This is a genomic window from Helicobacter pylori (assembly GCF_001653455.1).
Lineage (GTDB): Bacteria > Campylobacterota > Campylobacteria > Campylobacterales > Helicobacteraceae > Helicobacter > Helicobacter pylori_A.
On record NZ_CP011486.1, the window covers coordinates 733,085 to 758,325 of the forward strand.

The following is a 25,241-nucleotide window of genomic DNA, read 5'->3' on the forward strand; positions in this document are numbered from 1 at the left end:
GGTTTTTATGGTCAATGAAGTTCAAGGGAGTGGGCTTGGGATTTCTACATCTCATATAAGCGTTCAAACAACCCCTACAAAAGAGATTAATCGCACTAATACTATAAACGCTATAGAAAACACTATAGATGAATCTAAAACAACCATTGATCCTGAGCAATACAAACCCAAGCTAGAATTATTGAGCGAGCGTTTGAATGAAGAAATGAAGCGTATTGGCACGGATATTAATTTTAGTTATAACGACACGATCAAAGGGTTAGTGGTTTCTGTCAAAGACGCTAATGGGGATAAGGTGTTAAGAGAAATTCCCTCTAAAGAAGCCGTGGATCTTATGCAAAGAATGCGCGATGTGATAGGCATTATCTTTGATAAAAAAGGCTAAAATTTAGGGGTAAAAAATGGCAATAGGTTCATTAAGCTCATTAGGGCTTGGCAGTAAGGTTTTGAATTACGATGTGATTGACAAACTTAAGGACGCTGATGAAAAGGCATTGATCGCACCCTTAGACAAAAAAATGGAGCAAAATGTTGAAAAACAAAAAGCCCTTGTAGAAATCAAAACGCTCCTTTCATCTCTAAAAGGTCCTATTAAAACGCTCTCTGATTATTCCACTTATATCAGTCGAAAAAGCAATGTTACAGGCGATGCATTGAGCGCGAGTGTGGGGGCTGGCGTGCCTATCCAAGACATTAAAGTGGATGTGCAAAATTTAGCACAAGGCGATATTAATGAATTAGGGGCGAAATTCTCTTCAAGAGACGATATTTTTAGCCAAGTGGATACCACGCTCAAGTTTTACACGCAAAACAAGGATTACGCTATTGATATTAAATCCGGAATGACTCTAGGCGATGTGGCTCAAAGCATCACAGACGCTACCAATGGCGAAGTGATGGGCATTGTGATGAAAACAGGGGGGAATGACCCCTACCAATTGATGGTGAATACCAAAAACACCGGCGAAGACAACCGCATTTATTTTGGCTCACACCTCCAATCCACGCTCGCTAACAAAAACGCCCTTTCTTTAGGGGTTGATGAAAGCGGTAAAAGCGAAGTGAGTTTGAATTTAAAGGGGGCTGATGGGAGCATGCATGAAGTCCCCATTACACTAGAGCTCCCTGAAAGCTCTTCTATCAAACAAAAAAACACCGCAATCCAAAAAGCGATAGAGCAGGCTTTAGAAAATGACCCTAATTTTAAAGATTTAATCGCTAATGGGGATATTTCTGTAGATGTGATTCATGGGGGGGATTCTTTAATCATTAATGACAGGCGTGGGGAAAAAATTGAAGTTAAAGGGAATAAGGCTAAAGAGCTAGGGTTTTTACAAACTACCACGCAAGAAAGCGATTTGCTAAAAAGCTCTCGCACCATCAAAGAGGGTAAATTAGAAGGGGTGGTTAGCTTGAATAGCCAAAAACTGGATTTAAGCGCCTTAACCAAAGAAAGCAACACCAGCGAGCAGAACACAGACGCTATCATCCAAGCGATCAACGCTAAAGAAGGCTTGAGTGCGTTTAAGAATGCAGAAGGCAAGCTTGTGATCAATTCTAAAACCGGAATGCTCGCTATCAAGGGGGAAGACGCTTTAGGCAAGGCCAGTTTGAAGGATTTAGGCTTGAATGCTGGCATGGTGCAATCTTATGAAGCTTCACAAGACACGCTTTTTAGGGCTAAGAATTTGCAAAAAGCGAGCGATTCACAATTCACTTATAATGGGGTGAGCATCACACGCCCCACTAATGAGGTCAATGATGTGATCAGCGGGGTTAATATCACTTTAGAGCAAACCACAGAGCCGAATAAACCCGCCATTATCAGCGTGAGCAGGGACAATCAAGCCATTATAGACAGCTTGACTGAGTTTGTGAAAGCCTATAATGAGCTTATCCCTAAACTAGACGAAGACACGCGCTATGATGCAGACACTAAGATTGCTGGGATCTTTAACGGCGTGGGCGATATTCGCACGATTCGCTCTTCTCTTAATAATGTGTTTTCTTATAGCGTGCATACCGATAACGGGGTAGAAAGCTTGATGAAATATGGGCTTAGTTTAGACGATAAGGGCGTGATGAGTTTAGATGAAGCTAAATTGAGTAGCGCGTTAAATTCTAACCCTAAAGCGGCTCAAGATTTTTTCTATGGGAGCGATAGCAAGGATATGGGGGGTAGAGAAATCCACCAAGAGGGCATTTTTTCTAAATTCAATCAAGTGGTTGCTAATCTTATAGACGGAGGGAACGCTAAATTAAAGATTTATGAAGATTCTCTAGACAGAGACGCTAAAAGCTTGACCAAAGACAAAGAAAACGCTCAAGAGCTTTTAAAAACCCGTTACAACATCATGGCGGAGCGTTTTGCGGCTTATGATAGTCAAATTTCTAAAGCGAATCAAAAATTCAATTCCGTGCAAATGATGATCGATCAAGCGGCGGCCAAAAAGAATTAAAAACAAAAGAGCGATTAAATTTTAAAGGATAAAGGATTAAACCCATGCAATACGCTAACGCTTATCAAGCTTACCAGCACAATAGAGTGAGTGTGGAGTCCCCAGCAAAACTCATTGAAATGCTTTATGAAGGGATTTTAAGATTTTCTTCGCAAGCCAAACGCTGTATTGAGAATGAAGACATTGAAAAGAAGATCTATTATATTAATAGAGTTACGGATATTTTCACGGAGTTGTTGAATATTTTAGATTACGAAAAAGGGGGGGAGGTGGCGGTGTATCTTACAGGCTTATACACCCATCAAATCAAAGTTTTAACGCAAGCCAATGTGGAAAATGATGCGAGTAAGATTGATTTAGTTTTGAATGTGGCTAGGGGGTTGTTAGAGGCATGGAGGGAAATCCATTCGGATGAACTCACCTGAAATTTTATTAAATTCCTTTAAAATCGCTCTTATTAAAAAAGATTCTAAGCAGGCTTTTTCATTGATAGAGCGCCTTTCTTTAGAGCAAATAAAAAACTTGGATTTAGAAACGCTTTTAAGCCTTAAGGAAATGATAGCCCAAAGCATTGAATTGTTAGAAAAAGAAAAAGAAGAACTGCAATCACAAATGCATAAGGCTAAGAAGATTCAAAAATTTTTGTCTTAGATTTTTTAAACTACGATACAATAAAAACACTATTTTTATTGAAGGCTAAAGATTGTCCGAACCCATAGATAGATTCACGCGCATAAGGTGGTTGTTTAAAAACGATTTTGAAAAAATCCGCCAACAAAAGGTTTTAATCTGTGGCGTGGGGGGCGTTGGGGGCTTTGCGCTGGATTCTTTGTATCGTGTGGGGATAGGGCAAATCACTATCATTGATAAAGATGTGTTTGATGCAACCAATCAAAATCGCCAGATCGGATCAGAAAGGGTAGGAGAATCTAAAGTGTTAGTGTTACAAGATCTCTATAAAGGCATACAAGCTTTAAATTGCCGCATAGATGAGGCGTTTTTAAATTCATTTAATTTTAGAGATTATGATTATATTTTAGATTGCATGGACGATTTGCCTATTAAAACGAGTTTGGCGATAAAATGTCAAAATTTCGCTTACGGGAAGTTTATTAGCTCTATGGGGAGCGCGAAACGCTTGAACCCTAAACACATCCAAGTGGGGAGCGTGTGGGAAAGTTACGGCGATAAATTCGGGCGTAAATTTAGGGATTTTTTAAAAAAACGCCGTTTTAAGGGGGATTTTAAAGTGGTTTTTAGCCCTGAAGCTCCGCATTGCATAGAGCTTGGGAGTTTTAATGCGGTTACGGCGAGTTTTGGTTTGCAAATAGCGAGTGAAGTCGTGCAAGATATTATCAAACATGAAAGGCAGTGAAATGAAAGATTACGAAGACGAATTGGAAGATTTTGAAGAAGAAGAATTAGAGGGCTTTGAAGAAGATGATGAGGGGTATGATGATTATAAGAATGTCTATGATGATGACGATTATGAAGATTATAGCTCTGATTATGAAGAAGAGTGAAAAATGATTTGTGCGAGCATTCTCCAGCACGCTTATTGCGGCTCTAGAAAAAAGACCATAGAGCATACAGCGCACTTGCTTGAACAAGCGCTCAAAAAACACCCTAAAACCAATTTAGTGGTGTTGCAAGAATTAAACCCTTATAGTTATTTTTGCCAAAGCGAAAACCCTAAATTTTTTGATTTGGGCGAGTATTTTGAAGAAGATAAGGCCTTTTTTAGCGCTTTAGCTCAAAAATTCAAGGTGGTGCTTGTTACTTCTTTGTTTGAAAAGCGCGCTAAAGGGTTGTATCACAACAGCGCGGTTGTGTTTGAAAAAGACGGCTCAATCGCTGGAGTGTATCGTAAAATGCACATTCCTGATGATCCGGGGTTTTATGAAAAATTTTATTTCACGCCAGGGGATTTGGGCTTTGAGCCTATTGCTACAAGCGTAGGGAAATTAGGGCTTATGGTGTGTTGGGATCAATGGTATCCTGAAGCGGCTAGGATTATGGCTTTAAAAGGGGCAGAAATTTTAATCTATCCTAGCGCGATCGGGTTTTTAGAAGAAGATTCCAATGAAGAAAAAAAACGCCAGCAAAACGCATGGGAGGCGATCCAAAGAGGGCATGCGATCGCTAATGGCTTGCCTTTGATTGCGACTAACAGAGTGGGCGTGGAATTAGATCCTAGTGGCGTGATTAAGGGGGGCATTACTTTTTTTGGCTCTAGCTTTGTGGTGGGGGCTTTAGGCGAGTTTTTAGCTAAAGCGAGCGATAAAGAAGAAATTTTGTATGCAGAAATTGATTTAAAACGCACCGAAGAAGTGCGCCGAATGTGGCCGTTTTTAAGAGACAGACGCATTGATTTTTATAACGATTTGTTGAAACGCTATAGCTAGTCATTTAAGATTTAGAAAATAAGGTTAGAAAGGATTGAACATGATAGGTGTAGTTTCTTGCGCTAAAAAAGCGCAAAAATTCTATCATTTTTGCGCGGTATTTTCACTTTAACAAGGAGCAAAAATGCTAGAAAATAGCTCTATATGGAGCAATCCTGCCTTTGTGGCCATCATTTGCATGTGCGTTCTTAGCCTTTTAAGGCTCAATGTCATGCTTTCTATGATTAGCGCGACTCTCATAGCAGGGCTTATGGGAGGGCTTGGAATCACAGAGAGTTTTAATGTGATGATAGACGGCATGAAAGGCAATTTAAACATTGCATTAAGCTACATCCTTTTAGGGGCTTTAGCGGTAGCGATCGCTAAAAGCAACCTCATTAAAGTCGCTTTGAGTAAATTAATAGATTTAATGGATTACAAGCGATCCACTTTTTGCTTTTTAATCGCTTTTATTGCATGTTTTTCGCAAAATTTAGTGCCGGTGCATATCGCTTTTATCCCTATTTTGATCCCCCCTCTTTTGCACTTGATGAACCGACTAGAATTGGATAGAAGAGCGGTGGCTTGCGCTTTAACTTTTGGCTTGCAAGCCCCCTACTTGGTGCTTCCTGTGGGGTTTGGCTTGATCTTTCAAACCACGATTTTAGAGCAATTAAAAGCTAATGGCATGAACACTACCATAGCGCAAATCACAGGAGTGATGTGGATAGCGGGGTTAGCGATGGTTGCTGGGTTGCTTTTAGCGGTATTAACGCTATACAAAAAACCAAGGCGCTACAAAGAAAAATCTTTTGATATAGAAAATTACGCCTCGCTTCAATTAAACTACCATGACTATTTGACTTTTATAGGGATTATTGTGGCTTTTGTGATCCAATTAGCCACCGATTCTATGCCCTTAGCCGCCTTTTTGGCTTTAGCGATCATCTTACTAGGCCGTGGTATTAAGTTTAAAGAAACAGACTCTTTAATGGACGATAGCGTGAAAATGATGGCGTTTATCGCTTTTGTGATGCTGGTGGCTAGCGGGTTTGGAGAAGTGTTGCAAAAAGTGCATGCCATAGAGGGATTAGTGAATGCGATCACAAGCGTAGTCCAAGGGAAGCTTTTAGGGGCTTTTTTAATGCTTGTGGTGGGGCTTTTTATCACTATGGGGATAGGGACTTCTTTTGGCACGATTCCTATCATCGCTGTGTTTTATGTCCCTTTGTGTGCGAAATTAGGGTTTAGCACGGAATCTACAATCTTACTCGTTGGCATAGCCGCAGCTTTAGGCGATGCAGGCTCACCGGCTAGCGATAGCACCATGGGGCCTACTTGCGGGCTTAATGCAGACAACCAGCACAACCATATCTATGACACATGCGTGCCGACTTTTTTAGTTTATAACCTCCCTTTGATTCTTTTTGGAGTGGTTGGAGCGTTATTATTAGGCTAATCTATCAAATTAAGAAAATTTTTTCTTTGGCCCTACCCTCTGGGGTCAATGCCTTTTTAGATGTGCTGGTGGTCGCGCTTTCAGTCTTTTTTGTGGGTAAAATTTCGCACCATCATATCGTGGCTTTAGGGGTGGGTTTGCAATTTTTGATGCTTTTTTATGGGATCAATACCATTTTATACACCGGCACTAACGCCATTCTTTCTAGGCTTGTAGGGGCTAGGGATTTTGCTCAAATCAACAACGCTTTTTCTAGTATTTTCATTGGGGCGTTTGTGATTTGTTTAGGCGTGTTGTTTGTTTCTTATTTTTTGATTGAGCCTTTTTTAAATTGGATGCAATTGCAAGATCCTTCACGCCAATTGACGCAAGATTATTTAAAAGTTTTAATCGTAGCGTTACCGAGTATTTTTTTAAAAAATGTTTTAGTTTCAGCGCTCGCTAGTTTTTCAGACACCCTAACCCCTTTTATCGTTAAAATCGTCATGGTCATTGCATGCATTTTCTTGAATCAAGCCTTGATTTTTGGGGATTTTGGCTTTAAAGAAATGGGGATTGTGGGATCGGCTTTAGCGAATGTAATCGTCTCTTATTTGGAATTAGCCGCGCTTGGCGTTTGGATACAAATCAAAAAAATCCCTTTAAAATTCACAACAACCTTTAATTTTTCTTTTTTAAAAACCATGTTTAGAGTGGGCTGGCCGGCCGGGTTTGAGCGCTTATTGAGCTTATTTTCTCTAATACTCTTATCCAAATTTGTAGCGAGCTATGGGGATAAGGTGTTAGCGGGCATGCAAATAGGCATTAGAGTGGAAACCTTTTCGTTCATGCCCGGATTTGGGTTTATGATAGCGGCAATGGTTTTAATAGGGCAAAATCTAGGAGCGAACAAGCCAAAAATTGCCACACAATACGCGCATTTGATCTTAAAAATCTCTATGAGTTTAATGGGGGTTTTAGGGATTGTTTTAATCCTATTTGCCAAAGAATTTGCGAGCCTTTTTTCTCAAGATGAAGAAGTTTTGGAAGTGGCGCGCTCTTATTTAATCGCTGTGGGCCTCTCTCAAGCCCCCTTAATCGGGTATTTTGTGCTAGATGGAGTCTTTAGGGGGGCTGGCATTTCTAAAGTTTCGTTATATATTAACACCTTAAGCTTATGGGGGTTAAGGATCACGCCTATTTACTTGCTTTTAACTTATCATTTCAAAGTGGATTTTATTTTTGCAGTGATCGCGCTAGAGACTTTTTTGCGCTCGCTCATTTATTATAAAGTTTTTTCTAAAGGCATTTGGAAAAGGTGCGGGAAAAAGGCTTAAAAACGCTTATTGCTTGAGCGTGGCTGTGGTTTTGAAACGATTTTCTCGCACCACTTGCACGCCCACTTCGCCCACATATTGAGCGCTCTCTTCTATCTTTTTAGCGATCTTTCTTGCAATAATTGGCACTTGATTGTCCCTGACTTGATTGGATCTGACAATCACTCTTAGTTCTCGCCCGCTCTCCATCGCATACGCCTTTTCAACCCCTTCAAACCCTAGCGCGATCTCTTCTAATGCTTGCATGCGTTTAGCGTATTCTTCATCGCTCTTTCTTCTTGCCCCAGGACGCCCCGCAGAAAGCGCATCAGCCGCACACACGCTCGCGCACTCCACGCTCATGATTTCTTCATGCCCATGGTGGGCATAGATCGCATTGATAACGACCGTATCTTCTTTATTGCGCTTGCACACCTCAACGCCCAAATTCACATGATCCCTCCCAAGCTCTTGAGTGAGCGCCTTACCAATATCATGCAAAATACCGGCCCTTCTAGCGAGCTTTTTATCCCCTCCAAGCTGCTCTGCAATCAAGCCGGCTAAAAGGGCGACTTCTTTAGAATGCTGTAAAGCGTTTTGCCCAAAACTAGAGCGATAACGCATTTTACCCAGCAAGATTTTAAGCTCATCTTCCATAGCCCCAAGCTCCAATTCTAACACCACGCTCTCTCCCTCAGAAAGCAATTCTTTTTCCATGTTACGCACAACTCTATTATAAACCTCTTCAATCCTATTAGGCTGGATACGGCCGTCTTCTATTAGAATTTTAAGCGTTTCGCTCGCCACTTCACGCCGATAAAGATTGAAACTAGACAAACACAATTCGTTACTATCTTCGCTAAATTCTATATCCACCCCACTGATCTTTTTAAACGCTTCAATGTTTTTCCCATCTTTACCTATCACACGGCCAATATAATCTGAGCACGGCAAAGCGATACGGGTTGTTAAATTCTCTGTCGCATAATCGCCCGCAAAACGGGCTGTCGCTTCCGCTAAAATGGCATACGATTTTTTCCTACCCTCTTCTTTGGCTTCTTTTTCATAACGCCTGATTAAGGCGCTTTTTTGCGCTTCTAATTCTTCTTCTAATTGCTCTAAGATCATGCTTTTAATTTCATCTTTAGTGTAAGCCATGTAATTGAGCATCGCGTCTAGCGCCTTGGATTGAGCTTCTTTGCAAATAGCGCGCTGTTTTTTAAAATTTTCCCTCTCTTGTTCTAAAATTTGGCGTTCTTTTTCAAGCTCTTTTTTTTCCTTTTCCAAATAGCGTTTTTCATCTCTCACAAATTCTTTGTGTTGCGCTTCTAAATGCTTCAAATGCGCTTCTTTTTTGTCAAAATGGGTTTGGAGTTGCAAATTCTTGTTTTCATATTGCTGTTGCAATTTGCATTCTTGGCTTTTCATGCGCATCTCTTCAGCATCCACAAAAGATTTCGCTTGAAATTCCATTAGCTTGGCTTTAGCGGAAGCGCTTTTTAAAATGGTTTGCCCTCTAGCATAATAGATCTTTTTCATCACATAATACATGATTAGAGCGGTAATCAAACACGCTACCAAGACTTCTAATGAAATGTAAATTAACCCGTTGCTCATAATGTTTCCTTTTATTATTCTTCATAACGATACGAGCATTCATGTAAAGATTCGCTTCAATGTCGTAGGCATTTGTAAGAATACCATTAGCTACCACTAACTCCCTACTTACAAATACGATTAAGGGGTGTTTTAATGGCTTTTTGAGTAATTGGGGCAAGCTTTTATCATACATGCCTAGCCCAAAACCCACGCGCCTAAAGCTTGTATCCATTCCTAAAATCGGCGCCACAATGCAATCTAATTCCTGCTTATAATAGCGCGATGCATTAGGCTCATCAAACCACCCCAAACGCTTTAAGGGCAACCTAAAGGGTGCAATACTAAAATTTTCTTTAGAAAAACCGCCACCTTTTTTAATGCTTTTAGGCAACCACACACGCTTATTTTTTTGTCTTAACTTAAAAATCAAAGGCCTTATGTCAAGCTCATGCCCCAATGGGCTATACAATAAAATATTTTGATAATCTTTGAGTTTCAAAAACAAAAGCCTGCAAGCTAGTTTATCTCTAACTATTCTAGCTACTTGAACCTTTTTCAAGCGTTCTTTACAAAAATCTCTAAAAATCGTTTTAATGGTTATAATCCTTAAATTTTAGGCTTACATTATAGTATAATTTCAGGTTATTAGTTACCATTTTAATTATTCTTAAGGATGTTTCATAATGAGAATTAAGGCTTATTTGTTGCGTTTTATGGCGTTTGTTTTGATCGTTGCGTTAAGTTTTAATGCGTGCAAAAATTCTCAAAAATCTCAAGATTCTCAAAACAACACCCCCCAAGAAAATAGCCCTAAAACCTACAGCGCTATCGCTTCAAACAACCAAGAATACACAATTACAGGCGATTTAGATTCTTTAAACATAAGCCCTGATGCTAACGCCCCTACTCTACTGATTTTAAGCGCTTTAGACGATTCTTTAAAAGACTACGCCCCCACCTTTAACATCTTAAAAAAAACTTTTAAAGATCGTTTGAATATTCTTGTTTTACTCAATAAGCCCTACTCAAGCGATGCAATCAAAGATTTTAGTGCGCTTTCTCAAGATGGTTTCCTTATTTTAAACCCTAAAGACACCGCCCTTTTTGATCGTTTAAACCCTTTAAATCATTCTTTTAACATGCTTTTATACCACAAGCACCAACTCATCAATGTTTATCAAGGGATCGTGCCAGTAGAAATGCTCCAATTTGATATTTCCCACTTAAAGGACTAACAATTATGTTTAATTTTTTCAAAAAAATTGTCAATAAAATCAAGGGTGAAGAGGTTAAAGAAAAAAAGCGTGAAAATATTCCTAAAGAAGAATTAGAAGAAATTTTGATTGGCTTTGACATCCAATACGATTTGATAGAGAGCTTGTTACAGCATTTAGGCGATTTGGTTACGCCCAAGCAATTAGAAGTCGCTTTGTTGCGTTTTGTGCGTGGGGAAAGCTATTATGACAAAACGCGCTTAAAAACCATCACCACCAAACCTTTAGTGCATTTGATCGTGGGGGTTAATGGGGCGGGTAAAACCACAACGATCGCTAAATTAGCCAAGCTCTCTTTAAAACAGCATAAAAAAGCGCTTTTAGGAGCCGGCGATACCTTTAGAGCGGCCGCAGTCAAACAGCTCCAGTTATGGGGCGAAAGGCTTAACATTCAAGTCATTAGCGCTAAAGAAGGGAGCGATCCAAGCTCTCTAGCTTACAATACCATAGAAAGCGCGATCGCTAAAAATATAGATGAAGTCTTTATAGACACCGCCGGGCGCTTGCACAACCAAACCAATCTCAAAAACGAGCTTTCTAAAATCGCGCGTACCTGCTCTAAAGTTTTAAAAGACGCCCCCTTTTATAAATTCCTTATTTTAGATGGCACGCAAGGGAGTTCTGGACTAACGCAAGCGAAAATTTTCCATGAAACTTTGGCGTTAGATGGCGTGATCATGACTAAGCTTGATGGCACTTCTAAAGGCGGAGCGATTTTAAGCGTGCTGTATGAGTTGAAATTACCCATTCTTTATTTAGGAATGGGCGAAAAAGAAGACGATTTGATCGCTTTTGATGAAGAACGCTTTATAGAAGACCTGGTTGATGCGGTGTTTGTGGAGCAATAAACTAACAATAAAAAAACCTTTTTAAACTTTTATTTTTTGCTTTAGTTTTTAAGACTTTGTTTTTAAACTCATTTCCTTAAGGGGATAGGGGGTATTTTGAAACAATTCCCATTGCAATCTCCAACTAGAAACCCCCAAAAAGACCGCTTTTTTAATAAAGCTACCACTTGACTAGCGTCAAGCTCTTTTATTATTGATTATAAAAAATGTTTTTTAGCATTTTTATGATATGCTATTTCGTAAGAATAACCCTAAAACTCACATCCATGTGGTTTGCTTCCTGTAAGGCGTTGCAAATTTCTGCATTTTTGGCATAAAACTCCTTGCGCGGGATATGAGGAAAAAGCTTCTTATGCGCCTCATCAATCCTGCAAATTAACGGACGCGATTCATAAATCTTACACCCATTCGTTTCCAAATCCAAAAACTTGCACACCCCATTGCCGGTGTCAAACTCAATAAGTTCAACAATCCCAGTAATATTTTTACAGCAAAGCCCACAAGAGGTGCAAGGGAAACGATCGAGAATTTTTTGCTTTTTTGATTCTTCCATGCTCGCTTTTTTGCCTTTTTTCCTCTTTTAAACCATAGCCTTAAGAAGTCTTATCGTCGTCTCTTAGATCTTCAAGCTGCGCTTGCCTAAATCTGATACCACCCAAGCTATAATTCCCATTTTCTAGGCTACCCATTTGATCTCGCATGAGATTGAACGCTTTTTTTGCTTTTTCATTGAGCTTTTGGTGTTTATCCATGATAGAAACTTTCAAAAGAGCGCTCAAACTAGAGAGCGTTGAAAAAGTAACGCAGAGCTGATCTTTTTCTTTTTGAGTGTAACGAGAAGTATCGTAGTTATGCTTTTTCATCGTGGCGATGGCCTCTATGGAGAGCGAGAAAAACAGCGCATCAAATTTTGTGATTTGTCTGGTGAAAAGATCTGCCATTTTTTCAACCGATCTAAGATTATCAACCATCACATCCGCTTTTTTGACGGCTGCTTCAACTTGAGAGTAATAAGCCTTGGCGTTTTCTAGCTTTTCTTCCATTTTAGAAGCGCTAAAAGCCCCTAAAATAGCGAGTGCAGGCCCGGCAACAAGCCCTCCAAGCACTGCCATGCCCCCAACCATACCAAAGCCACCCACAGAGAGCGCCCCACCACCAAGCCAAGCAAGGGTAGCGTTTGTCGCTGCAACACCGCTAAGCTCAGCGATCGCTACACCACTAGCCGTGCTAGCAAGCATGCCCACCCCAGCGTATGCACCATAAGCTGCAAGCACTCCCCCCAAAACACTCGCACCAAGCGTGCCGGTAGCATCCAAAAAGTCCACTTCACGATATTGATTGGTGATTTTTCGTGCATCTGATACTTGAGCTTCAATGTCTTGCATGTTGATACCTTCAATAATGATCCTACTGCGATTCAATCGGTGGAAGTGATCCAAAAAGCCTGAAACCGTATGGCTTAAAACATGGAGTTTTTTCTCGCCAAACCTCATAAAAGCGCGCTTGCAATCAGACTCCGCAGACTCAGCCTTTTTAGTTGCTTCCTCTTTTAAGCTCTCTGCCTTTTTGATAAATTCATCAGCTTCGCAATCGGCATCGAGCGCATCAATCCCTTTTTTGACTCCGTATCCTGCTGCCGCTAGGGCTATGCCTCCTAAAATAAATGGTAATGGCATGTTTTCTCCTTTAAATGTTATTTTTGTTGTTTAAGATTTCTTGAAAAAAACCCATATGGTTGAAATTCTCTAACCATGGTTAAACTCCTCTAACCAAGGACGCATTAGATCTCTCATTAAGAATACTATGTCTGATACTTTTCAAAGCTTTTAGATTTTCATCAATGCTTTTTTGAAGCTCAGCGTGCACGGCTTTCTTTTGTTCTCTTGGCAAATCGCTTGCATCAATCAGATCTTCATGGCGGTAGATAAGGCTGAGTGTTTGACCAATGTCAATCATTTCTTCAATAACGCTGTCTTCAATCCCATGCGTTCTAGCGGCTTGCACGAATTTCTCACGATCTCTTTGATTGAAAGAACCACCCTTTTCTAGCGACTCTACCACATTGGTTACAACCGCATATTTATCATTTTTTTCCATGTTTTCTCCTTTACATTCTTATGTCTTTATTGCTGGTAATCAATTCCCAAAGTTCTTGATTGTTATTAGACAACGCCTTTTGACCACACCATTCTTGGATCTTATTATTGACTCCTATGGCCCAATCCGCATCGCCTGCATAAAGTGCACGCTCAAGCTCATCAAAACTCTGATTGAAAAACTTGGTGGTTTCATGAAAATATGACTCAAACACCTCCTTAAATTGATTTTGATACGCCTCTGACAGCTTGATGAATTCACGGCATTCTTTTTCAATCTCTATACGCCTTTGGCGCGCCAATTTAGCCTCTTCACGAGCCTTTAGAAAGGCATTAAAACAAGTTTCACTCAGAATCGCACCCACAAAAGCCCCAATCATCGCTCCAACTACAGGAATAGGGATGAGCGCTTGACCAGCAACTGCCATAGCCCCACTACTTACAAGAGTGGTGTTGGCTTTCACAAGTTGTTTGCAAAGCTCTGTTCCATCGATCTTTCCAGAAAAATAGCGAGTTAAAACCGTAGCGTTTGTCACACAAGCAGTCACAATCATCGCAGGTGCTGTTCCCTTGCCAAGGCTTTGGATGATTTTATTAGCGCTGCTTTGCATCCAACCTCCAAAAGATGAGCTTGCAAACGCGCTACCATAACTAAACGCTCCACCCTTTAGGGTAGCAATGGCGGTGTGCTTGATCGCTTCTTTGGGATCTTTACCCTTTGCAAGACATTCATAGATATTTTTTATTGCTGAGATCCCACCACTTATCAACGCGCCGGTTTGTGCAGCGTTCATTCCTGCTTTATGGGAAATGCTAGCAACATCTTTGCTAGTGGAGAGCTTTGGGTTCAATCTGGCTTCAATCGCCTCTCCTTTAGTGACGCTCGCAGGCCTTGTATGGGCTTTGATTGTTTTGCAATGTTGGAGTTTTTCCTCTAAATGAGCGGCTTTTTGAAAATTGCCAAACTCCTTTTGTTTCGCAATTTGAGATTCTAGGCTCTTGATCTTAGTATTGAGTGCTTTTTGAAAATCCCCATACTGATCCTTAGCGATTTTCATGTTCGCACCATTTTCAAAGTATTTTTTATAGGGTTTAGATAAGAATTTTTTAAAACACTCCTCACCATTTCTACCCACAAATTTACTTTGCGTGAGCGTGTCAGGAATGACATTCCCCTTTTTATCCACACTAGTATAATCCACGATCTCGTGGTTCTTCTTGGGCGTCGCATGGTTTGGGCAAAGAGTCTTAACCTGAGCCTTTTGCCCGCTAGAAAGATCATCATACTGTGCTATCCTTTCTGGTTTTCCTGCAAGAATATTATTCGCATTGACACGGGCTTGCTCTTTGATTTCAGCAGAATACCCCGCCTGTTGGTTGATATTTTGTTTAATATACTTGGGGTTTACCTTTCCTTTTGAGATCTCTTCTAGTCTAGGCAAGCTAGAGAAATGCTCTCTATTGGCCCTAGCATGAAGTGCACTCTCTTCGCTAGTTGAACCCATGATAGTTACATCTGTAATGTTGCTGTATTTTTGATTTTTTTCTCGATCTTTTTTCATGGCTCAACTCCAAAAACAAGAGATTTAAAAAAAGCGAGAAATTTTGGGGATTTTAAAAGGTTTAGGGTAGGCTTATAAGTAACCCCCCCCCCCCCCGAAAGACCGGAAACTAAAAACGCCGGAAATAAAAAACGCTAGGATTTTTTCCATAAAAATCTCCTTTTTGTTTGATCTTAGCCCCTATAACCAAAAATCCTAAACAAACCGCCTTATTTTTAATAAAAAGGTTTAAAATAATAAATATTTTAGCCCCTACCCCCCTGTATAGTAAAACGCCCTTGTGGGAGTGTCGCTGTTTTTATCGTTCCACATGTTTTTTTCTGGCTTATTGATGACGGATTGCTTTAAAAGCCTTTTTATAGTTTTTGTATTCTTGTTGATGATCGCCTCTTTAGCGTCTATGGCGTCTTGATAGTATAAACATGGGCAAATCTTGCCATCAGAAGCCAAACGGATACGATTGCAAGATTGGCAAAAATCATCGCTATGTGGGGCAATAATGCCAAATTGATAGCCATTTTCTAGCGTGTAGATTTTAGAAGACCCTTTTTTAGGTTTTTCCATGCCCATAATTTTATATTTTTGAGCGATCAAATCTAAAATTTCTCGCTCTTTCAAGCCTTTAACAAAGCTCTTAGCATGCGTGTTTTCCATAAATTCAATGTAGCGGATTTGCATGCGCTTATCTTTTGCATATTCTAAAAGATCTAAGATTTCATCATCATTAACGCCTTTCATCACAACCATGTTGATTTTAACTTTTAAACCCACTTTTAAGGCTTCTTCAATCCCCTCTAGAGCGTTTTTAAGGGCGTCTTTTTGAGAGATTTTTAAAACCCTATCGCTTTTTAAAGAATCTAAGGAAACATTCACTTGCACTAACCCGGCATCTTTTAAACCCTTAGCCATTTTTTTGAGTAAAAAACCATTAGTGCTTAAAACTAATGCCACTTCTTTATTGTAAGCATGCAATTTAGCGATAAATTCGTCTAAACCCTTTCGTAATAATGGCTCCCCACCCGTGATCCTAATCTTTTTAATGCCTTCATCAATGGCGATTTTAAGAAATTCTAAAACATTATCCAAAGGCAATAATTCTTCATCATCAAAAAAATCTAATGGCGTAGCAGGCATGCAATATTGACACCTGAAATTACATTGTTTGGTTACAGACACTCTAATATAGTCAATAACCCTATTAAAACTATCTACTAACACTCCCTTTATCCCTTATACCCTTATATTTAAGCTTTTAGTGTAACATAATAAACGACGACTTAACAATATCAAACATGGATAAATCTTTTGAAAAACCCTATTATTAGTAATATTCCTTGCGTTTTACTGGCTGGGGGCAAAAGCTCTCGTTTTATCATCAATGGCGCTCAATCCAATAAGGCTCTCATGCCTTTTGAATCCTATTCTAGCCTTTTAGAATACCAATACACACGCCTTTTAAAACTTTTCAAACAAGTCGTTATTAGCACTAAAAAATCTTATACCTTAAACGCTCCCTATCTTTTAGAAAAAGAAAGCAATCTTTTTTCGCCCCTTGTTGGTATTTATAACGCTTTTTTAACGCTGCAAACCCCTTATATTTTTTTTATCGCTATAGACACGCCCTTAGTGTCCTTTGAAAGCATTAAGGCTCTTTGTGGAGTCCAAAACTTTAGCGTGGTCTATGCTAAAGATCCTACAAAAGAACATTATTTGATTTCTTTATGGCATCAAAGTGTCCTTAAGGCTCTTTTTTACGCTCTTAAAACACACAATTACCGCCTGAGCGATCTTGTAAAAAATGCCTCTTCAATCGCTATCAATTTTGACAAAAAAGAAGAATTTTTAAACCTCAACACCCTAAAAGACTATGAATTATCCGTTCAAATCTTAAAAAAGGGAATAAATGGCTGAAGAAGAAAAGACTGAACTCCCTAGCACGAAAAAAATCCAAAAAGCCAGAGAAGAAGGCAATGTGCCTAAAAGCATGGAAGTGGTGGGGTTTTTAGGGTTACTGGCCGGGCTAATGAGTATTTTTGTTTTTTTTATATGGTGGGTGGATGGCTTTAGCGAGATGTATCGTTATGCGTTGAAAGACTTTTCTTTAGATTTTAGCAAGGAAAGCGTTCAAGAGCTTTTTAACCAGCTCGCTAAAGACACTTTTTTATTGATCCTGCCTATTCTAATCATTTTAGTAATGGTGGCGTTTTTGTCTAATGTCTTGCAATTTGGCTGGCTCTTTGCCCCTAAAGCCATTGAGCCTAAATTTTCTAAAATCAACCCTATCAATGGCGTTAAAAACCTTTTTTCTTTAAAAAAGCTTCTTGATGGGAGTTTGATCACCTTAAAGGTTTTTTTAGCTTTTTTTCTAGGGTTTTTCATTTTTTCTTTATTTTTAGGGGAATTAAACCATGCGGCTCTTTTGAATTTAAAAGGCCAGTTATTGTGGTTTAAAAACAAAGCGTTATTACTCATTTCTTCGCTTTTATTTTTATTTTTTGTTTTGGCTTTTATAGACTTAGTGATCAAGCGCCGCCAATACACCCACTCTTTAAAAATGACCAAACAAGAAGTTAAGGACGAATACAAACAACAAGAAGGAAGCCCAGAAATCAAAGCCAAAATCCGCCAAATGATGATGAAAAACGCCGCTAACAAAATGATGCAAGAAATCCCTAAAGCCAATGTCGTGGTAACTAACCCCACCCACTACGCCGTCGCTCTTCAATTTGATGAAGAGCACCCTGTGCCTATTGTAGTGGCTAAAGGCACGGATCATTTAGCCATTAGGATTAAGGGCATTGCCAGAGAGCATGATATAGAAATCATAGAAAATAAAACGCTCGCCAGAGAGCTTTATAGAGATGTGAAGTTAAACGCTGCCATACCGGAAGAATTGTTTGAAGCGGTAGCGATTGTCTTCGCTCAAGTGGCTAAATTGGAGCAAGAACGCCAAAAACAAAAGATCCTTAAACCTCTTTAAAATTGCTATAAATCCGCTTTTAAGCTTTTAAGGACGCTTGATTGAAATCAAAAAGGCTTTAACTATCCCTATTAAATGAGAGCCAAGTTTAAATCTTATGCTCCAAGCGCCTTAAAGTGTTATGCACATATTCTAAAAGCCACCCTAACAAACCCAAAAGATAAAAACCTAATCGCATGCCGTAATATTCTTTGGTTTGAACGAACATGCTAGAACATAGCACCACCACACAAAGCCCTACGATCAAAATGAGCGTGTTAGCGTATTCATACAGCCCAAAAAGGCGTTTGTGATAGATTAAAACCAGTATAAACAAAATAAGAGCGAGTATAAAAAGGGAAAAATCCACGCAATCAGACACGCTTAAAAACCTAAAACTCTGTAAAGAAGATGCAAAAATCCACACGATGCAAATATTCATAGAGGGCAAGAAAGATTGCTTCATGCTAGCCCCTAAAAAACGCCACAATAAAGTCCCTAACAGCGCAAAATAGAAAAAATAAAGCACCATTAAAGAATCTTTAATGGGAAAATTCCAAGCGTAGAAAGAAAGGCATAATATCCCTATGCAAGCGCATTTTTGGCGCGTGAGGGTGAAAGGCTTTAAAATAAGCACAAGCATATAAATTAAAGAAACGCCTATTAGCCCCAAGTAACCTAATTTGATAATAAAATCATAAACATGGTTTTCAAACAAAAAAAACAATTGGGAAAAATCGTTGCTAAAATGCGAAAACAACAAAGTTTCCACATTAAACAAAAACAACAAAAAAAACAAAGAAGAAAAAACAACCTTATGCGTGTATATTTTTTGGTAAAAATTCATCTATAACCTAATCATTGCCTAATCATTCTTGCTGAAGAAACTATCAATGCCATCAGCAATGCCCTTAGCCAAGATTTTTTGATACGGTTTGCTTTGGATGCGTTTAGATTCTATCGCATGGGAATTATAACCAATTTCTATTAAGATTGAAGGCATTAAAGCCCCGGCTAACACCCAAAAAGGTCCCTCTCTCACGCCCCCATCTACCACATCAGGGTAATTTTTGCGGATATTTTGGAGCATGCCGTATTGCACATCAATCGCTAATTTGTTAGAAACGATCAATCGTTGCGTGTTGAGTGAATTTAAAAGCAAACTTTTAGAAAAATAATCCATCAAATTCACATCGTCTTTATTTTCTTGCTCAGCCACTTTCCTAGCCCTTTCACTCCTTGCGGTGGATAAAAAATAAGTCTCTATGCCATGAGCGTTGGAGGTGGAGTGTTTGGGGATGGAATTGGCATGCACTGAGATGAATAAATCTGCGCTTTTTTTATTGGCTAATTCCGTGCGAGCCACCAAATCAATATAAATGTCCTTATCCCTTGTCAATAAAACGCTATAGCCTCTTTTTTTAAGCTCTTTATGCAAACACTTCACCACTTCTAAAACAATGTCTTTTTCACAAACCAAATTCGCGCTCATCGCCCCGCAATCCTTCCCCCCATGCCCCGCGTCTAAAACGATTTTTTTGTGTTTTTTGCGTTTGGTTTTGATCCAAGCATCATTGTTTTGCTCTATAAAGACTTGGTTCTTATTCTCATTTTCTATTTCTTTTTTAGGAATTTCTTTTTTAGGAATTTCTTTTTTAGGAATTCTTTTTTAGGAATTTCTTTTTTAGGAATTTCTTTTTTAGGAATTTCTTTTTTAGGAATTTCTTTTTTTAGGAAAATTTTTCTTTTTAGGAATTTCTTTTTTAGGAATTTCTTTTTAGGAATTTCTTTTTTAGCGCTCTTTTCGTTTAATGGAGGATGCACATGCTTTGAGCGTGCATGCTTATGGGGCGTTTTTCCTTTAGCCTCTTTAATCTCTTTGGTCTTTTTAGTTTCTTTAGTTTCTTTTTTAACGACCTTAGGGGTAGGTTTTATTGCGGTGTGTTTGGGTGGTTTGGGCGTTATCTTATGCCCTTTGAAGGGCTTTTTATCCACGATAGAAACATAGAGCTTGTCTTTAAGGGTTTTGACTTCATAAGTCATTTTAGGGGTATAGCCCATGACCACTCGCGCTAATTTAGGGCTAAACTGCGCGATCGTAATGAAAGATTGATGAGAAAATTGGTAATGCTTTTTAGGGATGGTTAAAACGGCTTCTAATTCCAAATAACTCTTAAAATTTTTGAGCGAAACTTCTTTGAATTTCTTAACTTCTTGATTGAAGATGATTTTAACGCTGCTAGAGCCAAAAGGCACGATGTTGATAATTTTAAGGGTTGTAGCATAAGCATAATGCAACCACAAAAAACATGCAACAACCCCTAACCTTACAAGCACTACAACTTAACCCTCTGTAAGCTCTTTGATTAATTCATGCACGCTGATAATCTTATCCACTCTATAGCCATTAGCCCCGGTGAAATAAAGCCCCTCTTCTCTGTTACCCAAATAACTGCGCCCCAAACCATCAGCGATGCAATAGCCCACCTTTTTAGCTTCTTCACCCCTATTGCAAGGCGCTACGCAATTGCTCACGCATGCGATTTTAGGCGCATTACCCTCTTCAATGCGCTTGATCACTCCCGTATTAATAGCCCTAGCCGGATAACCCACAGGCGATTTAATGAGCAAAATATCTTCTTTTTTGAGCGTGGGCAAAAGATCAGCATACGCTTTAGCGTCGCACTCTTTAGTGCCTAAAAAACGAGTCGCCATCTGCACCCCACTCGCTCCAAGGCTTAACATGGTGTCTATATCTTTCCTATCCCAAATCCCCCCAGCTGCAATAATGGGGATATTCCCCCATTCTTTAGAAGCTTCCACGACTTTAGGGACTAAGTTTTCTAACTGAAACTCTTCTTTAAAACAATCTTCATATTTAAAGCCTTGATGCCCCCCACTCAAAGGCCCTTCCACAATAAATGCATCCGGGATTCTTTTATAACGATCGCTCCACCTTTTGCAAAGGATTTTTAAGGCTTTCGCTGAAGAAATAATAGGGATGAGCGCCACATCGCTAAAATCCTTAGCGAATTCAGGCATGTTCGTGGGCAAGCCAGCCCCTGTAATAATAATATCCGCTCCCGCCTCGCAAGAATCCCTTAAAACACGGCCATAGTCATTGATAGCGTATAAGATATTCGCCCCTAAAGGGTTGTTACCGCAAATCTTCCTAGCGTTTGCAAAGATCTCATTCAACGCTTTTTTGGAGTAAAAATTCAACGCTTCAAAGGGTTTTTTAGCCACAATCCTTTCCACAAAACGCATGTTTTTATAATAGCCAGTCCCTACGGCTGAAATCACTCCTAAAGCCCCTTCTTTAGCAACATTTCCAGCTAGTTCGTCCCAGCTAATTCCCACCCCCATGCCCCCTTGAAAGATAGGGAATCTTATGGTGTGCTTACCGATTTTTAGCGGTTTGAGTGTTGATACCATAGCTTTTTCCTTAATATTAGTTAATATTTAGTTTCATGAATCTTTTCTTACCAAGTTGTATAACATAATTTCCTTTAACAAAACGATAACTCTCATTTTTTATTACTTCTTGGTTGATCCTCACTCCCCCCCCTTGTATATCGCGCCTGGCTTGTGAAGTGGATGGGCAAAAGCCAATTTGTTTTAACACATCTAAAATCCCAACCCCCTCATCAAAATCGCTCTCTGATAAGATTTCTGGCAAAAGGTTCGCGCTAAACACTTTAGAAAATTGCTCTTTAGCCTTAATGGCTTGATCATTGTCATAATAACGAGCTACGATTTCACTAGCGAGATCTTCTTTAACGGCTTTAGGGTGTAAGGTTTGATTTAAAATGCCATGTTTTAAGTCTTCAATTTCTTCTAAGGTCTTAGCGCTCAAAAGGGTGTAATACCGCCACATGAGATCATCGCTCACGCTCATAAGCTTCCCAAACATCGCATTAGGCTCTTCAGTGATCCCCACATAATTCCCCAAGCTTTTACTCATTTTTTGCACCCCATCAAGCCCTTCTAATAACGGCATGGTGATGACAGACTGCTCTTTATTCAAGCCATAAGCGCGTTGCAAAAAGCGCCCCACTAGCAAATTAAACTTTTGATCATTGCCCCCAAGCTCAATATCTGCATCCATCGCCACTGAATCATAGCCTTGCAGCAAGGGGTATAAAAATTCCACGATGCTAATGGGGCGGTTTTCTTTGTAGCGTTTGGTAAAATCGTCCCTTTCTAGCATTCTAGCGACTGAAAATTTCGCGCACAATTCTACCATACCTTTTGCGCCTAAATGATCAAGCCAAGTGGAATTAAAGCACACCTCCGTGTGTTTTTGATCTAAAATCTTATAGATTTGCTCTTCATAAGTTTTTGCGTTTTCTAAGACTTGCTCTCGATTTAGGGGCTTTCTTGTTTCATTTTTTCCTGTGGGATCGCCTATCATAGCGGTAAAATCCCCAATCAAAAACTTGACTCTCGCCCCATATTGTTGCAACAAAGCCAATTTTTGGATCAATACCGTATGTCCTAAATGCAAATCAGGAGCGGTCGGATCAAACCCAGCTTTAACGATAAAGCGTTCATTGGTTTCATAATATTTTCTCACCAGCTTTTTAATGTATTCTAATCCAATAATTTCATTAGCGCCTCTAGCGATTTCTTTTAAGGCGGTACTGATTTTTTGTTCCATGTTGATTCCTTAATGGGGCTTATTATAGTTCATAAGCATCGCCCAAACTAGACAATTCTACAATCCTGTCTTGGTATTTGCGATTGATTAAAGCCCTAATCCAATCTGATTTATCTGTCGCCACTTCAAAACTCACTTCACAATGGCTGGAATATTTGTCTTTATAGCCTAAGTAAGACACGCCCACAATATTGCATTCATTCCTGTTTAAAAAAGTTAATAAACCCGCTAAGACCGACTTTTTCTCCCCTAAATAAAACATCATTTTATAAATCGTCCGATCCCTTTTATGCCATTCTATATAAACCATCGGCACTTTAGCGTCCACTTCCACCATCGCTTTTTTGCAAAATTTATGGTGTGCAACCACCTTTGGATCTTTTAAATCCGTTACAATCGCAATAATCTCATCGCCATATTTAGGGTAACAACAATCATTCAATAACACTTGTTTGATTTCTAAAGCGTTGCTTGAACAAACGCTAAAATGCTCTAATTCCTTGCACTGCCATTGCCGATTGGGGGTTAAAAAATTCAAAACATTGGTTTTAAAACCCAAATACCTTAAACCTCGAGTCCATAAACTCATTTCTTGATATTCTAAAATCGCTTCTTCTTTTAAAGAAAACACCTTATTTTCAATTTCTTCAGTGAGTTTGGATAAATTTTCAAAGCTTTTCATCGCTTCTGTTAAGGTGGTTTCCACCCCATAATCCATTAATTTTTCTTCAAAGTTTTTATAATCTTTCAAATCCACATTTTCAAAAACAGGACGCCCGAAAAAAGTCGCTAGAATATTTATCATGCTTTTAGTGTCAATTTCTTTTAGGCGGTTTCTTCTTTGGATGCGCAAATGGTTTTTAGCCTTGGAAGTTTTAAGCTGATCCATCCAAATAAAACGAGGCGTTACTTTATCGCCTTTCACGATCTTAACCACATCCCCACTCCTTAATTCTTGATTGAGTAAGGCTTCTTTGTTATTGACATAAGCGTTTGCGGCTTTATCGCCCAAATCGCTATGCACCATGTAAGCAAAATCTAAAACGATCGCCCCTACCGGTAAGGTGTAAGTGTCCCCATGGGGCGAAAAAACGACAATATCTTCACGATACAAATCGTTTTTAGCGAGTTCGTAAAATTCTTTGGGGTCGTTTTTCAAATCGCTGTCATGGTATTTGAAATTTTGCAACCACCTCATGCCCCCATGATGATCTTCATTATCCACGCCCCCAGCTTTATATTTCCAGTGGGCTGAATCGCCATACTCCGCTCCCATGTGCATATCAAAGGTGCGGATTTGCACTTCATAGATAGAAGATTCATCAAAAATGGTCGTGTGTATCGTTTTATAGCCATTTTCTTTGGGCAAAGCGATGTAATCTTTGAAACGAGAAACAATGGGCTTGAAATTCAAATGGATAATCCCTAAAACCTTGTAGCAATCAATGGGGTTTTTCAATAAGATCCGAATCGCTAACAAGTCCAAAATTTCATCAATATTGACCGCACCCTTTCGTTGCATCTTAAGATAGATAGAATAAGGGCGTTTCACCCTTGTAACGAGTTTGAAATCCGAATGGCTAAACCCGCTTTCAAAAAGTTTTTTTTCTAATTTGCTCGCAAAAGCGTTGAGTTTTAAGAGTAAAGACTGCTTGTTTTTGTGCAAATATTCCTTGATATTTTTGTATTCTTCCGGATAAATATAATAAAAGCTCTTATCTTCTAATTCATTTTTAATGGAAGACATGCCCAATCGGCTCGCTATGGGGGCATACACCGCTAGAGTCTCTTTAGAAATACGCACCTGCTTGTCATGGGGCAAAGCGTCTAAAGTGAGCATGTTGTGCAACCTGTCGCTGATTTTTACCACTAAGGCTCTTGGATCTTGTATCGCACTGATGAGAATCTTTCTAAAAGTGAGTGCAGAGACCACCATTCTAGGATCTTGAGAGCTCACCCCAAGCTCTTCTTTCCTGATTTCAGTGATTTTGGTGAGTGCATCCACTAAATTAGCCACATCTTGCCCGAATTCTTGTTCAATGGTTTCAATCTTGCAAGGCGTGTCTTCTACCACATCATGCAAGAGCGCGGAGCATACCATCGCTTCATCGCCTCCACAAAAAGCCACTAGGCTTGCCACACAAATGGGATGGACAATATAAGGCTCGCCGCTTTTTCGGTATTGCCCCTTATGGCTTTTGGTCGCCAAAGTTAGGGCGTTTTCAATTTTGGGCGTGAAATCAATTAAAGTCCTTAAGACTTCAATGCCACCCTTTGGGGTTTTAACTTTTTTAATAACATCCAAAATCCGTAAGAATCCGATATCAACGGATTTGTCAATTTCGTTCATCTATCCTGTCTATATCAATTTTCCCTTCAGCGATTTCTCTGATAGCAATATCCACTAATTTATGACGCTTAGGGTCCATGTTCACTAAGGTTTTAGCCCCAGCGTTCAATTGCTTCACCCGAGCGAAAACCAAATTATCCAGCATGTAGCGGTCGTTCCCAATATTTTTTAAGGCTTGAGCGACTAAACTCTCTGTTCTTTCTTTTTTCAAACCGATCCTTTTATTTTAAGTTGGTGAAACCGCCCCTTCCTAAAGCAAGAGGCTTCCTAACTAAAGCGTCCCAACGGACACTAAC

At 39.5% G+C, this 25,241-nt stretch carries 25 protein-coding genes and 1 pseudogene; 13 read left to right on the forward strand and 13 right to left on the reverse strand.

Going from position 1 to position 25,241, the window contains the following annotated elements; all coding sequences use genetic code 11:
• Positions 1–7: 7 nt before the first annotated feature.
• The 9 genes from flaG to AA977_RS03480 all read left to right on the forward strand — a co-directional run bounded on the left by flaG (position 8) and on the right by AA977_RS03480 (position 7,618).
• Positions 8–385: a flagella length regulator FlaG gene (flaG, locus tag AA977_RS03445; RefSeq protein WP_064435192.1), complete on the forward strand. Its 378-nt coding sequence runs from the start codon at positions 8–10 to the stop codon at positions 383–385.
• Between the two features lie 16 nt (positions 386–401).
• Positions 402–2,459, forward strand: a complete 2,058-nt coding sequence (gene fliD, locus AA977_RS03450; protein ID WP_064434599.1) for a flagellar filament capping protein FliD — start codon at positions 402–404, stop codon at positions 2,457–2,459.
• A 44-nt stretch (positions 2,460–2,503) separates the two neighbouring features.
• Entirely contained in the window at positions 2,504–2,884 is a 381-nt protein-coding gene (gene fliS / locus AA977_RS03455) for a flagellar export chaperone FliS (protein ID WP_001199082.1), read from the forward strand.
• Positions 2,871–3,110: a hypothetical protein gene (locus tag AA977_RS03460; RefSeq protein WP_064434600.1), complete on the forward strand. Its 240-nt coding sequence runs from the start codon at positions 2,871–2,873 to the stop codon at positions 3,108–3,110. Before fliS ends, AA977_RS03460 begins: the two co-directional genes overlap by 14 nt.
• 52 nt (positions 3,111–3,162) lie before the next feature.
• Entirely contained in the window at positions 3,163–3,834 is a 672-nt protein-coding gene (locus AA977_RS03465; protein ID WP_064434601.1) for a tRNA threonylcarbamoyladenosine dehydratase, read from the forward strand.
• A 1-nt stretch (position 3,835) separates the two neighbouring features.
• Positions 3,836–3,982 (forward strand): hypothetical protein, encoded by a 147-nt coding sequence (locus AA977_RS07815; protein ID WP_020972388.1) that lies wholly within the window; start codon positions 3,836–3,838, stop codon positions 3,980–3,982.
• 3 nt (positions 3,983–3,985) lie between these two features.
• Positions 3,986–4,864 (forward strand): carbon-nitrogen hydrolase, encoded by an 879-nt coding sequence (locus tag AA977_RS03470; RefSeq protein WP_064434602.1) that lies wholly within the window; start codon positions 3,986–3,988, stop codon positions 4,862–4,864.
• A 124-nt stretch (positions 4,865–4,988) separates the two neighbouring features.
• Positions 4,989–6,302 (forward strand): Na+/H+ antiporter family protein, encoded by a 1,314-nt coding sequence (locus AA977_RS03475; protein ID WP_064434603.1) that lies wholly within the window; start codon positions 4,989–4,991, stop codon positions 6,300–6,302.
• 26 nt (positions 6,303–6,328) lie between these two features.
• Positions 6,329–7,618, forward strand: coding sequence for an MATE family efflux transporter (locus tag AA977_RS03480; RefSeq protein ID WP_080472362.1), 1,290 nt, complete (start codon positions 6,329–6,331; stop codon positions 7,616–7,618).
• A 6-nt stretch (positions 7,619–7,624) separates the two neighbouring features.
• On the opposite strand, the gene rny is transcribed toward AA977_RS03480, so the two are convergent.
• Together rny and AA977_RS03490 are read right to left on the reverse strand one after the other, a co-directional pair.
• Positions 7,625–9,136: a ribonuclease Y gene (gene rny, locus AA977_RS03485; protein WP_064435194.1), complete on the reverse strand. Its 1,512-nt coding sequence runs from the start codon at positions 9,134–9,136 to the stop codon at positions 7,625–7,627.
• Positions 9,114–9,755 carry a 5-formyltetrahydrofolate cyclo-ligase gene (locus tag AA977_RS03490; protein ID WP_064434604.1) on the reverse strand — a complete coding sequence of 214 codons (642 nt, stop codon included), beginning with the start codon at positions 9,753–9,755 and terminating at the stop codon, positions 9,114–9,116. The genes rny and AA977_RS03490 overlap by 23 nt, the downstream gene beginning before the upstream one ends.
• Positions 9,756–9,879: 124 nt before the next feature.
• On the opposite strand from AA977_RS03490, the gene AA977_RS03495 reads away from it, so the two are divergent.
• Positions 9,880–10,431: a hypothetical protein gene (locus AA977_RS03495; protein ID WP_064434605.1), complete on the forward strand. Its 552-nt coding sequence runs from the start codon at positions 9,880–9,882 to the stop codon at positions 10,429–10,431.
• Positions 10,432–10,436: 5 nt separating this feature from the next.
• Positions 10,437–11,318, forward strand: a complete 882-nt coding sequence (gene ftsY, locus AA977_RS03500; RefSeq protein WP_000481624.1) for a signal recognition particle-docking protein FtsY — start codon at positions 10,437–10,439, stop codon at positions 11,316–11,318.
• Between the two features lie 232 nt (positions 11,319–11,550).
• Here the strand turns inward: ftsY and AA977_RS03505 are convergent, their stop codons facing one another.
• The 5 genes from AA977_RS03505 to moaA form a co-directional block, all read right to left on the reverse strand.
• The gene (locus tag AA977_RS03505; protein ID WP_064434606.1) at positions 11,551–11,871 is read right to left on the reverse strand and encodes a YkgJ family cysteine cluster protein; all 321 of its coding nucleotides are present in this window, start codon (positions 11,869–11,871) and stop codon (positions 11,551–11,553) included.
• Positions 11,872–11,911: 40 nt separating this feature from the next.
• Positions 11,912–12,994, reverse strand: coding sequence for a hypothetical protein (locus AA977_RS03510; RefSeq protein WP_064434607.1), 1,083 nt, complete (start codon positions 12,992–12,994; stop codon positions 11,912–11,914).
• A 79-nt stretch (positions 12,995–13,073) separates the two neighbouring features.
• Positions 13,074–13,415 (reverse strand): hypothetical protein, encoded by a 342-nt coding sequence (locus AA977_RS03515; RefSeq protein WP_064434608.1) that lies wholly within the window; start codon positions 13,413–13,415, stop codon positions 13,074–13,076.
• A 10-nt stretch (positions 13,416–13,425) separates the two neighbouring features.
• A complete protein-coding gene (locus tag AA977_RS03520; protein ID WP_064434609.1) occupies positions 13,426–14,976 on the reverse strand; it encodes a hypothetical protein in 1,551 nt (516 codons plus the stop codon).
• Positions 14,977–15,228: 252 nt separating this feature from the next.
• On the reverse strand, positions 15,229–16,194 hold the full coding sequence (gene moaA / locus AA977_RS03525) for a GTP 3',8-cyclase MoaA (protein WP_080472365.1): 966 nt from the start codon (positions 16,192–16,194) through the stop codon (positions 15,229–15,231).
• Between the two features lie 87 nt (positions 16,195–16,281).
• Between moaA and mobA the strand changes: the two genes are divergently transcribed.
• Entirely contained in the window at positions 16,282–16,887 is a 606-nt protein-coding gene (gene mobA / locus AA977_RS03530; protein WP_064434611.1) for a molybdenum cofactor guanylyltransferase MobA, read from the forward strand.
• Positions 16,880–17,956, forward strand: coding sequence for a flagellar biosynthesis protein FlhB (gene flhB, locus AA977_RS03535; protein ID WP_064434612.1), 1,077 nt, complete (start codon positions 16,880–16,882; stop codon positions 17,954–17,956). The genes mobA and flhB overlap by 8 nt, the downstream gene beginning before the upstream one ends.
• Positions 17,957–18,044: 88 nt before the next feature.
• On the opposite strand, the gene AA977_RS03540 is transcribed toward flhB, so the two are convergent.
• The 6 genes and pseudogenes from AA977_RS03540 to AA977_RS03570 all read right to left on the reverse strand — a co-directional run bounded on the left by AA977_RS03540 (position 18,045) and on the right by AA977_RS03570 (position 25,156).
• On the reverse strand, positions 18,045–18,782 hold the full coding sequence (locus tag AA977_RS03540; protein ID WP_064434613.1) for a hypothetical protein: 738 nt from the start codon (positions 18,780–18,782) through the stop codon (positions 18,045–18,047).
• Positions 18,783–18,800: 18 nt separating this feature from the next.
• Positions 18,801–20,272, reverse strand: a pseudogene (locus AA977_RS07950) (N-acetylmuramoyl-L-alanine amidase family protein).
• A 6-nt stretch (positions 20,273–20,278) separates the two neighbouring features.
• Complete coding sequence (gene fabX, locus AA977_RS03555) at positions 20,279–21,370, reverse strand: decanoate oxidase/trans-2-decenoyl-[acyl-carrier protein] isomerase FabX (RefSeq protein ID WP_033601834.1); 1,092 nt, start codon at positions 21,368–21,370, stop codon at positions 20,279–20,281.
• 16 nt (positions 21,371–21,386) lie between these two features.
• Positions 21,387–22,595, reverse strand: a complete 1,209-nt coding sequence (tyrS, locus tag AA977_RS03560; protein WP_064434614.1) for a tyrosine--tRNA ligase — start codon at positions 22,593–22,595, stop codon at positions 21,387–21,389.
• 22 nt (positions 22,596–22,617) lie between these two features.
• Positions 22,618–24,945, reverse strand: a complete 2,328-nt coding sequence (locus tag AA977_RS03565; protein ID WP_064434615.1) for a RelA/SpoT family protein — start codon at positions 24,943–24,945, stop codon at positions 22,618–22,620.
• Positions 24,932–25,156, reverse strand: a complete 225-nt coding sequence (locus AA977_RS03570) for a DNA-directed RNA polymerase subunit omega (protein WP_000712202.1) — start codon at positions 25,154–25,156, stop codon at positions 24,932–24,934. Before AA977_RS03570 ends, AA977_RS03565 begins: the two co-directional genes overlap by 14 nt.
• Between the last annotated feature and the right edge of the window lie 85 nt (positions 25,157–25,241).

Coding starts and splice junctions, on each gene's coding strand:
- flaG (WP_064435192.1), top strand. CDS start 8: ATGGTCAATGAAGTTCAAGGGAGTGGGCTTGGGATTTCTACATCTCAT.
- fliD (WP_064434599.1), top strand. CDS start 402: ATGGCAATAGGTTCATTAAGCTCATTAGGGCTTGGCAGTAAGGTTTTG.
- fliS (WP_001199082.1), top strand. CDS start 2,504: ATGCAATACGCTAACGCTTATCAAGCTTACCAGCACAATAGAGTGAGT.
- AA977_RS03460 (WP_064434600.1), top strand. CDS start 2,871: ATGAACTCACCTGAAATTTTATTAAATTCCTTTAAAATCGCTCTTATT.
- AA977_RS07815 (WP_020972388.1), top strand. CDS start 3,836: ATGAAAGATTACGAAGACGAATTGGAAGATTTTGAAGAAGAAGAATTA.
- AA977_RS03470 (WP_064434602.1), top strand. CDS start 3,986: ATGATTTGTGCGAGCATTCTCCAGCACGCTTATTGCGGCTCTAGAAAA.
- AA977_RS03475 (WP_064434603.1), top strand. CDS start 4,989: ATGCTAGAAAATAGCTCTATATGGAGCAATCCTGCCTTTGTGGCCATC.
- rny (WP_064435194.1), bottom strand. CDS start 9,136: ATGAAAAAGATCTATTATGCTAGAGGGCAAACCATTTTAAAAAGCGCT.
- AA977_RS03495 (WP_064434605.1), top strand. CDS start 9,880: ATGAGAATTAAGGCTTATTTGTTGCGTTTTATGGCGTTTGTTTTGATC.
- ftsY (WP_000481624.1), top strand. CDS start 10,437: ATGTTTAATTTTTTCAAAAAAATTGTCAATAAAATCAAGGGTGAAGAG.
- AA977_RS03505 (WP_064434606.1), bottom strand. CDS start 11,871: ATGGAAGAATCAAAAAAGCAAAAAATTCTCGATCGTTTCCCTTGCACC.
- AA977_RS03510 (WP_064434607.1), bottom strand. CDS start 12,994: ATGCCATTACCATTTATTTTAGGAGGCATAGCCCTAGCGGCAGCAGGA.
- AA977_RS03515 (WP_064434608.1), bottom strand. CDS start 13,415: ATGGAAAAAAATGATAAATATGCGGTTGTAACCAATGTGGTAGAGTCG.
- AA977_RS03520 (WP_064434609.1), bottom strand. CDS start 14,976: ATGAAAAAAGATCGAGAAAAAAATCAAAAATACAGCAACATTACAGAT.
- flhB (WP_064434612.1), top strand. CDS start 16,880: ATGGCTGAAGAAGAAAAGACTGAACTCCCTAGCACGAAAAAAATCCAA.
- AA977_RS03540 (WP_064434613.1), bottom strand. CDS start 18,782: ATGAATTTTTACCAAAAAATATACACGCATAAGGTTGTTTTTTCTTCT.
- fabX (WP_033601834.1), bottom strand. CDS start 21,370: ATGGTATCAACACTCAAACCGCTAAAAATCGGTAAGCACACCATAAGA.
- tyrS (WP_064434614.1), bottom strand. CDS start 22,595: ATGGAACAAAAAATCAGTACCGCCTTAAAAGAAATCGCTAGAGGCGCT.
- AA977_RS03565 (WP_064434615.1), bottom strand. CDS start 24,945: ATGAACGAAATTGACAAATCCGTTGATATCGGATTCTTACGGATTTTG.